The 14,501-nt window shown below is 69.3% G+C and carries 13 protein-coding genes and 1 pseudogene; 11 read left to right on the top strand and 3 right to left on the bottom strand.

Annotated elements, in window-relative coordinates:
* Positions 1-244: phage holin family protein (locus tag U7114_RS14885; RefSeq protein ID WP_323057790.1), on the bottom strand; the 244-nt coding region annotated here is incomplete at its 3' end.
* Complete coding sequence (locus U7114_RS14880; protein ID WP_323057789.1) at positions 244-1,230, bottom strand: hypothetical protein; 987 nt, start codon at positions 1,228-1,230, stop codon at positions 244-246. The genes U7114_RS14885 and U7114_RS14880, both read right to left, overlap by 1 nt.
* Positions 1,231-1,444: 214 nt before the next feature.
* Here U7114_RS14880 and U7114_RS14875 point away from each other — a divergent pair, with 214 nt between their 5' ends.
* Positions 1,445-2,119 carry a hypothetical protein gene (locus U7114_RS14875; RefSeq protein WP_323057788.1) on the top strand — a complete coding sequence of 225 codons (675 nt, stop codon included), beginning with the start codon at positions 1,445-1,447 and terminating at the stop codon, positions 2,117-2,119.
* Here U7114_RS14875 and U7114_RS14870 read toward each other — a convergent pair.
* Positions 2,116-3,171: an NAD-dependent epimerase/dehydratase family protein gene (locus U7114_RS14870; protein WP_323057787.1), complete on the bottom strand. Its 1,056-nt coding sequence runs from the start codon at positions 3,169-3,171 to the stop codon at positions 2,116-2,118. The two genes, U7114_RS14875 and U7114_RS14870, sit on opposite strands and share 4 nt — an antisense overlap.
* Before the next feature lie 149 nt (positions 3,172-3,320).
* Here U7114_RS14870 and U7114_RS14865 point away from each other — a divergent pair, with 149 nt between their 5' ends.
* The 10 genes and pseudogenes from U7114_RS14865 to rfaE2 all read left to right on the top strand — a co-directional run bounded on the left by U7114_RS14865 (position 3,321) and on the right by rfaE2 (position 14,477).
* Complete coding sequence (locus tag U7114_RS14865) at positions 3,321-4,286, top strand: sigma-70 family RNA polymerase sigma factor (protein ID WP_323057786.1); 966 nt, start codon at positions 3,321-3,323, stop codon at positions 4,284-4,286.
* Between the two features lie 179 nt (positions 4,287-4,465).
* A complete protein-coding gene (locus tag U7114_RS14860) occupies positions 4,466-5,002 on the top strand; it encodes an HAD-IIIA family hydrolase (protein WP_323057785.1) in 537 nt (178 codons plus the stop codon).
* Positions 5,002-6,090 carry a glycosyltransferase family 9 protein gene (locus tag U7114_RS14855; RefSeq protein WP_323057784.1) on the top strand — a complete coding sequence of 363 codons (1,089 nt, stop codon included), beginning with the start codon at positions 5,002-5,004 and terminating at the stop codon, positions 6,088-6,090. The genes U7114_RS14860 and U7114_RS14855 overlap by 1 nt, the downstream gene beginning before the upstream one ends.
* The gene (locus U7114_RS14850; protein ID WP_323057783.1) at positions 6,087-7,124 is read left to right on the top strand and encodes a glycosyltransferase; all 1,038 of its coding nucleotides are present in this window, start codon (positions 6,087-6,089) and stop codon (positions 7,122-7,124) included. The genes U7114_RS14855 and U7114_RS14850 overlap by 4 nt, the downstream gene beginning before the upstream one ends.
* On the top strand, positions 7,121-8,374 hold the full coding sequence (locus U7114_RS14845; RefSeq protein ID WP_323057782.1) for a glycosyltransferase: 1,254 nt from the start codon (positions 7,121-7,123) through the stop codon (positions 8,372-8,374). Before U7114_RS14850 ends, U7114_RS14845 begins: the two co-directional genes overlap by 4 nt.
* A complete protein-coding gene (locus tag U7114_RS14840) occupies positions 8,371-9,081 on the top strand; it encodes an SIS domain-containing protein (protein ID WP_323057781.1) in 711 nt (236 codons plus the stop codon). Before U7114_RS14845 ends, U7114_RS14840 begins: the two co-directional genes overlap by 4 nt.
* Positions 9,078-10,592 (top strand): PfkB family carbohydrate kinase, encoded by a 1,515-nt coding sequence (locus U7114_RS14835; protein ID WP_323057780.1) that lies wholly within the window; start codon positions 9,078-9,080, stop codon positions 10,590-10,592. Before U7114_RS14840 ends, U7114_RS14835 begins: the two co-directional genes overlap by 4 nt.
* A 58-nt stretch (positions 10,593-10,650) precedes the next feature.
* A pseudogene (locus tag U7114_RS19405) lies at positions 10,651-11,473 on the top strand (SDR family oxidoreductase).
* 41 nt (positions 11,474-11,514) lie between these two features.
* Positions 11,515-12,942, top strand: coding sequence for an aldehyde dehydrogenase family protein (locus U7114_RS14820; protein WP_323057779.1), 1,428 nt, complete (start codon positions 11,515-11,517; stop codon positions 12,940-12,942).
* Entirely contained in the window at positions 12,939-14,477 is a 1,539-nt protein-coding gene (rfaE2, locus tag U7114_RS14815; RefSeq protein ID WP_323057778.1) for a D-glycero-beta-D-manno-heptose 1-phosphate adenylyltransferase, read from the top strand. Before U7114_RS14820 ends, rfaE2 begins: the two co-directional genes overlap by 4 nt.
* Positions 14,478-14,501: the final 24 nt, after the last annotated feature.

Genomic DNA, 14,501 nt, shown 5'->3' with positions numbered 1-14,501 from the left:
ACATCAGGGCCAGGGACAGGAAGACGAGCACGAAGTGCCCGGCCACGCCTGCGCCGGCGAGCATGCCCGAGCCCTTGCCGGCCTTGGTGGCGGATTGTTTGAGTTCGGCTTTGGCGAGTTCCACTTCCTGGCGCATCAGCGTGGACAGGTCGCGGGTCACGTCCCCGAGCAGCTCACCCAGCGAGGCGTTATCAGCCTTCAGGTGCGCCTCACTCGGGGGCATCTCCGGAATAGAACTACTCATCACAGCCCGCCAGACTGGCCATCCCTGGAGCGGTCCCGGGTGAGGGGATCACCTGCCATAGGATCGTCGGCGAGGTCTCGGTTGCCAAGCGGATCGTCGGCAACCCGGTTTCCGGACCACGGTTCTTCAACCAGCTGCGGGCTGTCCAGTGCGCTGGCCGGACGCGTTGGCTCCCCGTAGCTGCTGCCGGGAGCGCCGCCGTCGTACCCTGCGGTGGTGGTGGCCGGCCCGGGAAGCTGGACCGGAGGAGGCGGCACTGTCCCGCCTGCCGGTGCATACGACTCGGTGTACTGGTCCCCGTACTGCGTACCGGAATACCCGGCGCCCGGGTACTGGCCGGCAAAGCCGGCCGTGGTGGTGCCCGTGCCGTACGAGCTTTCGGGGGCCCCTGCGGTCAGTCCGCGGGTGAGGCGTCCGGCCAGGACACCCGCGCCTGCAGCGATCAGCAGGAACGTGCCGGGGCGGTTGCGGGCGAACCTCTCGACTTCGCCGAGAAGGTCTCCCGGCTGCTTGGTCTCAAGCCAGGAGGCTACCGTTTCGGTAGTGCTGGCAGCCTGGCGGATCAGGTCGCTGGCCACGCCCTGCTGGTCAGGTGCCTCGGCCATGCTCTGCAGCTGGCTGGAAATGGAGCGGATGCCTTCCGCGGCCTTCTGCTGCTGGGTTCCCGCCTGGCTTGTCAGGCCCGACTTCGCCTGGTGCAAAAGATCCTGCGCACTGGACTTCGCCTCGGAAGCCACATGCGCGGCTTCCTCCTTCGCGGTCTGGGCAACGCCCTGGGCGGAATCCTTGGCCGTGCGCGCTACGTCTGCTGCTTCTTCCTTTGCCGCATCCTTGCGGGACGCCCCGGAGATGTCGCCGGTCTGGGTTTGGCCATAAGGGGGAGTGGCGGCGGATGGAAAGGTGGCGGCGGACCGCTCACCCGGAATTCCTGTGGAGGCCGGCGGAGCCGTGTAGGCGGGGTCCTCGGGCCATTGGTTCTCTGTCATCTTCGCTCTCTCTTTCCAAGAAGGCCGGTTGTTGATCAAGAACCAGCAATACTGGCCGTAAAATAATAAGCATGATTACTAATAAAAGGTAAGTACCCTTGCTAAGCGAGTTGCATTAGGTTCCAAAAGAGTCGGCCGGTATGGCGATCGCCTGCCGGGTACATCGAAGTGGAAAGTGGTGGGTAGGTTGGAAACAGCTCCATGGATTTGGGTATTGGTTGCCGTCGCTGTGGTGGTGCTGGTGGTTCTGCTGTTGCTGGCAAGCGGGCGGCGCCGCAAGGCGATGCAGCAGAAGCGGGATGACGCACATCGGGAGAAGGCGGCCGAAATCCGCCGCGAGGCCGAGGCCAAGGAGCTCGATGCCCGCGAGCGCGAAGCGAAGGCGATCCGGGCCAGGGCGGATGCGGAGCAGGCGCAGGTGGATGCGGCGCGGTTGCGCCAGCAGGCGGACCAGCAGGCCACGGAGGCCAAGTCGCTCCGCGACGACGTGAACGAACGGACACGCAAAGCCGACGAGCTTGACCCTGACGTCACCTTGGACCCCGACGGCAGGGGCGACCGGCGCGACCGTGCCCACCGCGACGGTGCCGGCCATGCAGGCCGTGAGTACGCCGACCGTGAAGATGTCCGCCACGCCAGCCGCGAGAGCGCCAACCGCGAGGGTGCCAACCGTGAGGGCGCCGCAGGCGGCCGGGCTGACACTGCCGGGGGCCCGGCATTACGTGATGAAGCCCGCTCCGACGCTGAGCGCTCCGACGCGGACCGCACTGACGTTGACCGCACCGATGTTGACCGCGCCGACGTTGACCGGGACGGCCGGCGCAACGAGGGCCCCAATCCTGCCGGGGGTGCCCACGGGGACAGGCAGAATCCCCGCCCGGGCATCTAGTCCGCGGGCGAAGGAACGTTCCTCGGTTTCAGGGCGGGGGAGGGAGCAACTCCTTCCCCCGTTCCCATGCCCGCCAGTACCTCGGTGACTGCCTCGGTGGATGAGAGCCGGGGTTCCCAGCCAAGTATCCGCCGTGCCCGGCCAGTGTCCATGACGGGGGCTCCGGCCGCCATCTCAATCCACCCGGAGTCGGTGGGCTGGAGCCGCAGCCTCCATGCCGCACCAACGATGGCGTGGAGCAGTCCCGTGGGGATGGGCAGGATCCGTCGGGCCCGCAGGATGCGGGCAAGTTCCTGGGGTGTCAGGACGGGTTCGGCTGCAACGTTGAATGCCCCGGAGGCGCGCTGGTCGATGACGCGCCAGTAGGCATCAGCCACATCGTCGGCGTGGACCGCCTGGAAGATGAGGTCCTCCGGGACTGGCAGGAGAGGTACCCGCAGCCTCCCCGGCAGAAGCCTTGGGATGAGCGGCCCCAGGAAATATCTTCCGATCTCGCTTCCGGCGTCGCGCTGGAAGATCAGGGCCGGGCGGAGCCTGGCTACGGAGATGCCCGGCTCCGCCGACATGAAAGCGTCCAGGGCTTCTTCCTGCTCCGCCTTGTGCCGGCTGTAGTGTGAACCCGGCATGCCGCGGGCAGGCCACGACTCATCCGTCCGGCGATCCTTGGGAGCCTTGCTGTAGGCGCCCACGGACGACGCGCAGACCACCTGTTTCACGCCGGCCTTCCCGGCTGCCGCAAGGACGTTCCTGGTGCCGGTGACGTTGGTCCGGTACAGCTGCTCAAGGTCCCGGTTGGGCTGGATCTGCCATGCCAGGTGAACTACGGCGTCCACTCCTGCCAGTGCCGCGTCCAGCAGGGGCCGGTCGCTCGCCAGGCCCACGTCAAGGGTGTGCCACTCCACCCCTGAATAGGGTGCCCGGCTGGTGTCAGGGCGGCGCCTGCTGATCCCCGTCAACTGCAGGCTTCCCGGTTTTTGGGACAACTCCGCCTGCAGCTTGCGCAGCAGGGCCGTTCCCGCGTTTCCGCTGGCTCCGGTGATGGCGATGTGCATTGGCAGGGACTCCTTGGCGTGGCCGGCTAGTACCGCTTACAGGGCGAGCCTATAACCGGGAGGGATTGTTTTATAAGCAACCTTATGATTTCCTTCTTCTGAGTCTTGCCGCAGGCTTTCGGACCCCCGACCCGAGGGAACCAACGACAATGCCCGAATACCTTCCCGCACTTGCCGCGGATACTACGGCCGCCCACCAACATCAGCCCGAATTCATGGGAAATAGCCCGTCCCGGGCCAAAATGGGACGGCTGCGCCAGACCTTCGAAAACGATCTTGTGCTTGGCTACCTGGACCTGGCCGAGGCCCTGGCCGCCCGCTTCGAGGCCCGCGGACGCGAGCGGGCCGACCTGAACCAGGTGGCCTATCTGGGGCTGGTCAAGGCGGCCCGCGGCTTTGACCAGTCAAAGGGCGAGAGCTTCCCCGCCTACGCTGCCCCCACCATCACCGGGGAACTCAAACGGTACCTCCGCGACCGCACCTGGGTGGTCCGGCCGCCCAGGCACATCCAGGACCTGCGTTCCCGGATGTTCCGGGCCGAGCCGGAGCTGACCCAGTCGCTGGGACGGAACCCCAGTGTGGCCGAACTTGCAGGGGCGCTCGATGAGGATCCGGCCGCAGTGCAGGAGGCCATCTCGGCGTCCAGCAGCATGCACCCGGACTCCCTGGACGCCGTCAACCCGCATTCGGACGCGCCATCCATCGGTGAAGTGCTGGCATGCCCCGAAACGCCGCTGGAACGCCTGGAGGAGCTCGCCTGCCTGCGCGACGCGATCCAGGACCTGGACACAGCGGACCGGGAGCTCCTCTACCGCCGTTACTTCTGCGAGGAGACCCAGGTGCAGCTGGGGAAGCGGCTGGGCATGTCCCAGATGCAGGTCTCACGGCGCCTTGCCAAAGTCCTGGTGGTGCTCCAGCGAAGGCTTGAGGGAAGCTTGCACCCGCGGGAACTGGACGCAGTCCGAGGGAAAACAGTCCACGGAACCGGAAGCCATGGCGCAGGTAGGGCAACGGCCTCCGAAGCGTGCTTGCGGGCCCTCCACGGGCCGGGCAATCCTGCCTGGCCGGGCCGGAACCCGGCCCGCAGGGGCACCGCCCAGGCCAGGAAGAAGTAGCAGCCACGCTCCCGCCGGAGCACCGAAGCCGGCCCTCCCCGCGACCGCACGGGAGAAGCCGCAGCAGGCAATCGCAGCGCTATCTTGCCTGCTCAGTGGCTTGGCGCCAAAAGCGGCCGGCAGGTGAGAAAACCGTCCGGCCCCGTTTAGGGGCAGAGGCAGAGGGGAACAGGGAGGGCATGGGAAGAACCGCAACATCCAGGCTCAGGGCTGTCCTTTTCGACCGGGACGGAACGCTGGTGGTCGACGTCCCCTACAACGGGAACCCCGACCTTGTCCGGCCAATGCCCGGCGCCAAAGCCGTGCTCGACGCCCTGCGGTCCGAGGGCATTGCCACCGGCGTCGTCAGCAACCAGTCAGGCATTGCCCGCGGCATGATCACTGCCGCCGAAGTGGCCAGTGTCAATGCAAGGGTGGACGAACTGCTGGGCCCCTTCGACGTGTGGGAAGTCTGTCCCCATGCCGAGCAGGATGGCTGCCCTTGCCGGAAGCCGGCGCCGGGCATGGTCCACAGCGCATGCCGGAAACTCGGCATCCGGGAGGCTGAGGCCGCGCTGATCGGTGACATCGGCGCCGACGTCCGGGCCGCGGAGGCAGCCGGCGCCACTGGAGTGCTGGTCCCGACGCACGTGACCCTTGCCGGTGAAGTGGCTGAAGCCCGCCTGGTGGCGCAGGACCTTGCGGGCGCCGTGCTCCTGCTGCAGGAGGGGCGGTAATGGGGCGCGTCCTGGTGGCGCGCCTGGACAGCATGGGCGACGTCCTGCTGGCCGGTCCTGCAGTCAGGGCCGTAGCCAACGGCAGGATCCCGGACGGCAGCAGGCCCAACCACGTCGTCTTGCTGTGCGGCAGGCAGGGGGAGGCGGCGGCCGGCGTGCTGCCGGGAGCCGCTGAGGTCTACAGCTGGGACAGCCCGTGGATCATGAATCCCGCCCCAAAGATGACCGGACCGCACGCCGACAGGCTGATTGAGTATGTCCGGAACTCCAGGATTACCGAAGCCGTCATCCTCACCTCCTTCCATCAATCGCCCCTGCCGCTGGCGCTTTTGCTGCGGCTGGCGGGCGTTGCGCGCATCACGGGGGCTTCCACCGACTACGCGGGATCCCTCCTGGACGTCCGGCTCAAACCGGGGGAGGACTTCCCCGAGGACCAGCCCGAGGCGGAACGCGCCCTGGGCATCGCCGAGGCCGCCGGCTTCAGGCTCCCGGCCGGCGACGACGGCAAGCTGCACCTGGCGTCCGTGCCGGATGTCCGGGACCTGGTGGGCGGGGAGCCTTATGTGGTGGTCCACCCCGGCGCGGCCGTTCCCGCGAGGGCCTGGCCGCCGCTGCACCACGCGGCCGCCGTCGAACTCCTCCAAGGCGCAGGGCACCGCGTGGTGGTGACGGGCGGTCCGGGGGAAACGTCGCTGACCGCCACGGTGGCCGGGCCCTCAGCATTGGACCTTGGCGGCCGAACGGACCTGCACACACTGGCCGGTGTCATGGCAGGGGCGGAGGCGGTGGTCACCGGCAACACCGGTCCGGCGCATCTCGCGGCCGCCGTGGGCACACCCGTTGCCTGCCTCTTTTCGCCGGTGGTTCCGGCCATCCGCTGGGCGCCGTACGGGGTTCCGCTGGAACTCCTGGGGGACCAGAACGCAGCCTGCCGGATGACCCGCGCCCGCGTCTGCCCGGTCCCGGGCCACCCCTGCCTGGACTCCGTTTCCCCCGAGGACGTGGTGGCGGCGGTGGAGCGCCTGATGGGCGGAGTGAGCTCTTTCAGTACCCACGTCAGCACCCGTAGAAAGGCCCGCAACAGATGAAGATCCTGCTCTGGCATGTCCACGGTTCCTGGACGGACGCCTTTGTGCGCGGCCGTCATGAGTACCTCCTTCCCGTCCTGCCGGGCGGCGGACCCTGGGGGCTTGGCCGTGCCGGCAGGGACTGGCCGGCATCTGTGCGGGAGGTGGACCTCGCAGCGCTGGACCCGGAGGAGGTTGACGCCGTCGTCCTTCAACGCCCGGAAGAAATCGACGAAGTTGTCCGGCTGCTGGGCCGCCGGCCAGGCGCGGACCTGCCTGCCGTGTACGTGGAGCACAACACCCCCAAGGGCGATTTCCCCAATACCCGCCACCCGCTTGCGGACCAGCGCAGTATCCCGTTGGTCCACGTGACGCACTTCAACAGGCTGGCCTGGGACAACGGCTCTGCGGCTGCAACGGTGGTCGAGCACGGAATCCCGGACCCCGGACAGCTCTACACAGGGGAACTGCCCGAACTGGGGGTGGTGGTGAATGAACCCATCCGGCGCGGCCGCGTTACCGGAACGGACCTGCTGCCCGCCTTCGCGTCGGTGGCGCCGCTGCAGGTCTTTGGCATGAAGACCGACGGCCTGGCCGCCGCCACCGGGATAGCAGAGTCCCGGCTGACCCCGAGGGGCGACCTGAAGACCCGGGAACTGCACCGTGAACTGGCCAGGTGCCGGGTGTACGTCCACCCGATGCGCTGGACCTCCCTGGGGCTGTCCCTCCTGGAGGCCATGCACCTGGGCATGCCGGTCGTTGCCCTGGCCACCACCGAAGCGCCCCGCGCGGTGCCGCCGGAAGCCGGCGCCGTCTCTGCCGACATCGACGAACTGCTCCGCTGCGCGCAGCGGCTGGTGGCCAATCCGGAGGAAGCACGACGGCGGGGCGTCGCCGCCCGCGAGGCTGCACTGGAACGCTACGGCCTGGGCAGGTTCCAGGACCGCTGGGATGAGGTCCTGGCGGACCTCGTTGTCATCAAGTCCAGCCACCGCCACAACGAACGCCCGGACGAGCGGATCCTTGTTCCGGCGCGGGAGAGGAAGACCCCATGAGAATCTCGATGATTTCCGAACACGCCAGTCCCCTGGCGGCACTCGGCGGAGTGGACGCCGGCGGGCAGAACGTGCACGTCGCGGCGCTGTCCGAAGCCCTTGCCAGGCGGGGCCACCACGTCACCGTCTATACCCGCAGGGATGCAACGGGGCTTCCCGCCAGGGTCCGGGTGGGCAGCCGGCTTGAGGTGGTCCACGTGGATGCGGGACCGCCGCGCCATGTTCCCAAGGACGAACTGCTGCCCTTCATGGGCGAGCTGGCCGACGGCGTGGCCGGGGACTGGAGCCAGCGGCCGCCGGATGTGGTGCACGGCCACTTCTGGATGTCCGGCCTGGCCGCCCTGGACGCAGCCAGGCGCCCGGATGCCGGGTACCGCATTCCCGTCATCCAGACCTTCCATGCCCTCGGCACCGTCAAGCGGCGGCACCAGGGCGCAGAGGACACCAGCCCGCAGGAACGCCGCTGGCTTGAACCAGGCGTGGGCCGGTCCGCGGACCGGATCATTGCCACCTGCTCGGACGAGGTGTTTGAGCTCAAGGCCATGGGCATCAGCACCGCCAAGATCTCGATCGCCCCCTGCGGTGTGGACCTGGGCTTTTTCTCCGCTGAGGGACCCGTGGATGCCCGCGCGCGCCGGCACCGCATCCTGTCGGTGGGCCGCCTGGTGCCGCGCAAGGGCGTGGATTTGGTGATCAAGGCGCTGCCGTGCCTGCGCGAGGCGGGGTTCGACGACGTCGAGCTCCTGATAGTGGGCGGCGGCGGGGACTCCGGGGCGCTCCATGCCGATCCCAAAGTGCGCCGCCTGATGAACCTTGCGGCCGAATTGGGGGTCTCGGAGCAGGTGAGGCTGCAGGGCCAGGTGCCGCGGGGGGCGATGCCGGGGATTTTCCGCAGTGCCGATGCCGTGGTGTGCGCCCCCTGGTATGAGCCCTTCGGCATTGTTCCGCTGGAGGCCATGGCCTGCGGCGTCCCGGTGGTGGCCGCGGCCGTGGGCGGCCTCCGTGACACCGTGGTGGACCACGGGACCGGGCTGCACGTGCCGCCGCGGGATCCCGAGGCCATCGCGTCCGCCCTTGCCATGCTGCTGGACAACCCCACGCTGCGGGCGGAGCTCGGAAATGCGGGCAAGCTCCGGGCCCGCACCAGGTACTCCTGGGACCGGGTGGCCGCCGAGACCGAAAAGGCCTATCAGCTGGCCATGGCAGGGGCTCCCGCCAGCCTTGCCCCGATGGAAGGAGCGGCACTGTGACGGCGGAATGGTCCCTTCGTGAAACCGACCTCCGGATGTTGGCCGCCCCGCCGGCCCTGCCCGCGGCGCTGCCCGGATCCGGCTTTGTGGACCCGGTCAGCTCGGACATCGTGTTGACGCACCTGGACAACGTGATGCCGGCGCTGGATTCGCTGCGGAGCCAGTCCAGCCGCCTTGCCGCCTGGGGCGTGGAGCTGGCCCAGCGCCTGCTGCGCGGGCAGCGGCTGCTCGCAGCCGGAAACGGCGGTTCAGCGGCTGAAGCGCAACACCTGACTGCCGAACTCGTGGGCAGGTTCGACGGCGAACGCGTCCCTTTCTCCGCGATCTCGCTGCATGCCGAATCCTCGGCAGTAACCGCGATCGCCAACGACTACGGCTTCGACGACGTCTTCGCGCGGCAGGTGCGCGCGCACGGCCGGTCCGGTGACGTGCTCATGCTGCTGTCCACCAGCGGCAAGAGCGCCAACCTGCTGCGCGCGGCGGAAGTTGCCGCCCGGCTGAACATCACCACCTGGGCGCTGACCGGCGTCGGCCCCAATCCGCTGGCCGATGCCTGCGATGAAGCCGTGATGGTCGACGCCCTCAACGCCAATGCCCAGGAAGGGCACCTGATCGCCCTGCATGCGATGTGCCGCGCCTTTGACCTGGAAGTGGGCCGGCGCAGCGGCGCCGATGCCGCCCTGTCAATGCGGGGAGGCCGGCCATGAGGATCGTCGTGGTGGGCGACGTCATGCTGGACGTGGACCTGTCCGGCGACGCCACCCGGCTCAGCCCCGATGCGCCCGTTCCCGTAGTGGACGTTTCCGGCGTGAAGCGGCGTGCCGGCGGTGCGGGCCTGGTGGCGCGGATGCTCGCCCAGGACGGCTGGCCCGTGACGCTGGTGACGGTCCTGGGCGATGACGACGCCGGCCGACAGCTGGAATCGCACCTCACCGGAGTGCGGCTCGTTTCCGGTCCCAGCGGTTATGCCTCGCCGGTCAAGACCCGGGTCAGGGCAGGATCGCACCCGGTGGTCCGCTTCGACCAGGGCTGCGGGGAGGTCCCCATCCCGGACGCCAGCCCGGCCATGCTCCGCGCCGTCGAGATGGCTGGCGCGATTGTCGTGGCCGACTACGGCAGGGGCCTGGCGGCAAATCCGCAGCTCCGCGACCTCCTGGCCCGGCTGGCCGGCACCATCCCCATCATCTGGGATCCGCATCCCGCCGGCCCGGATCCCGTGCCGGGCGTCGCCGTGGTGACCCCCAACCTCGCAGAGGCCAGCAAAGCGGCCCAGGCATTGGCGGGGGAACGCCGGCAGGCCCCGGTGCCCGGCGGCCCTCGCCGGGATGTCCACGGGCTGGAAGGGCATTCGCCGGAGCGCCAGCCGGAGGACCCGGCCGTCCAGGCCGGCAGAATCCTGCTGGAGCACTGGCAAAGCCGCGCCGTCCTGGTCACCAAGGGCGAGCATGGCGCGGTGCTGCTGCGGGCGGGCGGTAATTCCCCGGATGCCGTGCCGGCGCCCCGGGTGGAAGCGGGCGATCCCTGCGGTGCGGGCGACCGGCTCGCGGCCAGCCTGGCTGTGCACCTCCTGGCGGGCAGGGACCTCGGGGAGGCCGCCAGGCTCGCAGTCCATGACGCCGCCGACTTCCTGGCCAACGGGGGAGTGTCCGCCTTGCCGGACCCCGGTTCCGGCCGCGACGCCGAAGCCGCTTCCGAGGCCGGCTCCGACGCCCCGATTGCGGCACCGCTGAGGCCCCCGACCCCTGTGGGCGGCAAGCGGCGGATCAGCGAACCGCTCCTGCTGGCCCGGGTGGTGCGGGACAACGGCGGCAAGGTAGTGGCGACCGGCGGCTGCTTCGACCTCCTGCACGCAGGCCATGTCAGGTCCCTTGCGGCCGCGCGCGAACTGGGGGACTGCCTGATCGTCTGCCTCAACTCCGATGATTCGGTGCGCCGGCTCAAGGGCCCGGAGCGGCCCATCATCGGCCAACAGGACAGGGCCGAGCTGCTGCTGGCCATGGAATGCGTGGACGCCGTGATGATCTTCGATGAAGACACCCCGGAAGCGGCCCTGGAGCGCCTTCGCCCCGACATCTGGGTCAAGGGCCGCGACTACAAGGGCGCCCGCCTCCCGGAGGCCGACCTCGTGGAGAAGTGGGGCGGGCGCTGCCTAACCGTTCCCTACCACCCCGCCCGTTCCACCACCGGACTGGCCCACGCCCTCGCCAAGGTGAGCTGACCGGCCGCCCACCCGCCCACCCGCCCCAAACTTTGTATTCCCCAGCGAAAGGAACACCATGACTGCAGAAGTGAATGTGCCTGCCCCGAACACCCCAGGCCGCGTGCTGGTAACGGGAGGTGCCTCCGGACTGGGGGCCGCCGTCGTCGACGCCGTCCTCAAGGCGGGCGGCACGCCCGTGGTGCTGGACCGGGACATCAGCAACGTCTCCGGCGTGAAGGCCTTTGAAGTGGACGTCGCGGACCGTGCGGCCGTGGAAGCCGCCGTCAAGGAAGCCGCGGAATCGCTGGGGGGACTGGAAGCCGTAGTCACCGCAGCCGGCATCGACCGCTGCGGCAAGCTGGCCGACGTCGAAGCCACCGAGTGGGAGAAGGTGATCGGCGTCAACCTGATGGGTACGGTGTCCGTNCGTAGTCACCGCAGCCGGCATCGACCGCTGCGGCAAGCTGGCCGACGTCGAAGCCACCGAGTGGGAGAAGGTGATCGGCGTCAACCTGATGGGTACGGTGTCCGTCGTCCGGGCTGCGCTGCCCTACCTCAAGGCGACCCACGGCCGGGTGGTGACCGTTGCCTCCACCCTGGGCAAGCGCGCCGTGGCCGACGCGTCGGCCTACTGCGCCTCGAAGTTCGGCGTGGTGGGCTTCAGCCACGCGCTCGCCGCCGAGACCGGCGGAGAGATTGGCGTGACCACCATGATCCCCGGCGGCATGAAGACGCGCTTCTTCGATGACCGCACCGAGCAGTACAAGCCCCAGGACGATTCCCGCCTCAACGACCCCGCCAATACGGCGCAGGCCATCCTGTTCGCGCTGAACCAGCCCACCGGCTGCGAGGTCCGCGAAATGCTGATCTGCCACGAGGAAGAGGGCTCCTGGCCTTAAAGGCAACAGACCACCAGACCGGAAACGACGGGAGGGACACCATGCCTACCACTGCCATCGAAACAACAACGGACCAAAAATCAGCCGCGCCCGCCGGAATCACCATCCGCAACCCGCGCACCGGCGAGGTCCTCTGGACCGTGCCCGAGGCCGAACCGGACGCCGTGGCCAGGGCGGTGGAGGTAGCACGCAGCGCTTCGCCGGACTGGGCTTCCACGGCCCCGGCTGAGCGGGGGGCCGCGCTCAAGGCGGCAGCACGCGCGCTCGAGGCTGCCGCCCGGGAACTGGCTGGACTGAATGCCAGCGAAACGGGCCGGCCGGTGGACGAGTCGCTGGCGGGGATCGCTGCCGGAGTTTCCACCCTGGAGCAGTATGCCGAACTCGGTCCCGTCCACCGCGGACTCAGCCTTCGCGGCAATGCACTGGCCTCGGATTACACGGTGGCGGAGCCGCGGGGAGTGGCAGCGCTCGTCACGCCGTGGAATGATCCCGTGGCCGTGGCGTGCGGCCTGATCGGCGCGGCGCTGGTCACCGGCAACACAGTGATCCACAAACCGAGCGAACGCTGCCCGCGGCTCGGCGAAGCCCTGGGGGAGGTCCTGGCGCCGGCGTTCCCGCCGGGCGCCTTCCAGACAATTTCGGGCGGGGCAGGCGTTGGCGCGCTGCTGACACAGGCGGAAGTGGACGTCATCGCGCACGTGGGCTCCAGCGCCGCCGGTGCCCGCATTGCCACGGCCGGGGCCCTGACCGGCGCGCATGTCATCCGGGAAAACGGGGGGAACGATCCCCTGCTGGTGGACCGCGACGTCGATCCTGTGTGGGCGGCGGAGCAGGCAGCAATCGGTGCCTTCAGCAACAGCGGCCAGATTTGCGTGGCGGTTGAACGGATCTACGTCCACGAGGACATCGCCACCGAGTTTTGTGCCGCCCTGGAGGCGGAGGCAGCACTCCGCAACGGCAACAGCACGTTGGCCCCGCTGGTGGACGGGCGGATGCGGGATGCCGTCCACGCCCACGTGGCCGACGCGCTGCAGCGGGGCGCCCACGCTGTGGAGGGCGGCGCCCTTCCGGACGGAGCGGGCTCCTTCTACCCAGCCACGGTGCTGACCGGATGCACCGAGGCGATGGAGGTCATGAGGGAAGAAACGTTCGGGCCGGTTGCCCCGGTGCAGGTGGTGGAAACGTTCGACGACGGCCTGCGGCTCGCGTGCAGCGGCAGGTACGGCCTCGCTGCCACGGTTTTGTCCGGCAATATCGCCCACATCCAGCAGGCGGTGGCCGCCCTTCCCGTGGGCACGGTGAAGATCAACGAGGTGTTCGGCGGTGCCCCCGGCGGCGCGGCCCAGCCCCGCGGCATCAGCGGCGCCGGTTTCGGCTACGGCCCGGAACTGCTGGATGAATTCAGCCGGGTGAAAGTAGTGCACATAGCAGCGCCGCCGGCCACGGACCCCCGCAAGGACCGGTCGTGAGCACGTTGCCGGAAACCGGGGACCTCTCGCAGCAGCGGGCACTCGCCGAGTGGCTGCCCGGGCGGCTGGCGGCGGAACAGCCGGCCATCCTGGTGCTCGGTGACGTGATGCTGGACGGCTGGTGGAGCGGCAGCATCGAACGGCTGTGCCGTGAGGCACCCGCACCGGTCGTGGACATCCAGTCCCGCGAGTCAGTGCCCGGCGGGGCGGCCAACACTGCAATGAACCTGGCCGCCCTCGGGGCGAGGGTGTCCGTTGCCGGCATCATCGGAACGGACGACGCCGGCGCGGACCTCCGGAACCAGCTGGTGGCGGCGGGGATCGACGTCACCTACCTGCTGGACCACCCGGACATGGTCACCACCACCAAGATCCGGATCAGCAGCGGCGGCCAGGTGATGCTGCGCATCGACGACGCGGCCAAGTCTGTGCCCGTCGAAGCGCTGGCGGAGCTGGCCGCGTCGGTGCGGGCCGCCGTCGAACACCAGGACTCGGTGTTGGTCTGCGATTACGGCACCGGCGTCCTGGCGGACCCTGTCCGCCGTGGCCTGGAAGAGGCCCTGGCGGGCAAAGGGCGCGGGGATGGCGAAGGGCGCCCACTGCTGGTGGTTGATTCGCACGATCCCCGACCCTGGGCGCCGCTCCGTCCGGACCTGGTGACGCCCAACGCGCAGGAAACGGCGCGGATGCTGGACGTGCGGCTGCCCGAGGGGCAGGACAGGGTGGCCGAGGTGGGCAGGCACGCGGATGCGCTGCTGCAGGCTACGGGCGCAAGGGCGGTGGTGGTCACGCTGGACCGTGACGGCACCGTCCTGCTAAGGCCCGACGGCGTCACGCACCGGACGTGGGCCCGTCCGGCGGCGGAGAAGCAGGCGTCGGGAGCCGGCGACACTTTTGTGGCCGCCCTGACCCTGGCCCGTTCAGCGGGCCTGCCGTTGACGGCGGGCCTGGACCTGGCCCAGTCCGCTGCGGACGTGGTGGTGCACCAGCCAGGCACGTCGGTCTGCAGCACGGCACAGCTCAGCCGCTACCTGAAGGCGTTCGCGGACACCGCCCTGGGTGCGGATGAACTGGAACGGCAGTTGGAACTGCACCGGGCCGAGGGCCAGCGGATCGTGCTGACCAACGGCTGCTTCGATGTGCTGCACAGCGGCCACACCCGGTACCTCAACCAGGCCAAGCAGCTGGGCGACATCCTGGTGGTGGCGCTCAACAGTGACGGCTCCGTCCGGCGGCTCAAGGGCGCGGGACGGCCCATCAACGGGGTGGCGGACCGGGCAGCGGTGGTGGCGGCCTTGAGCTGCGTCGACTACGTGACCGTCTTCGATACCCCCACGGCGGCCCCGCTGATCCGGCAGCTCCGGCCCGAGGTGTACGCCAAGGGCGGGGACTACACTCCGGAGATGCTGGCCGAAACCCCGGCCGTGGAGGAGTACGGGGGCCGGGTGGCCATCCTGGATTACGTGGCGGAGCGCTCCACCACTGCCGTGGTGAACCGGATCCGCGAAGGTGAAGGGGCCGTGCAGACCAACTAGGGTTGGAGGTTCGAACTGGTTGGT

It is taken from the genome of Pseudarthrobacter sp. C1 (assembly GCF_034720455.1).
GTDB lineage: Bacteria > Actinomycetota > Actinomycetes > Actinomycetales > Micrococcaceae > Arthrobacter.
This window is presented reverse-complemented; position numbering and strand designations above follow the sequence as displayed.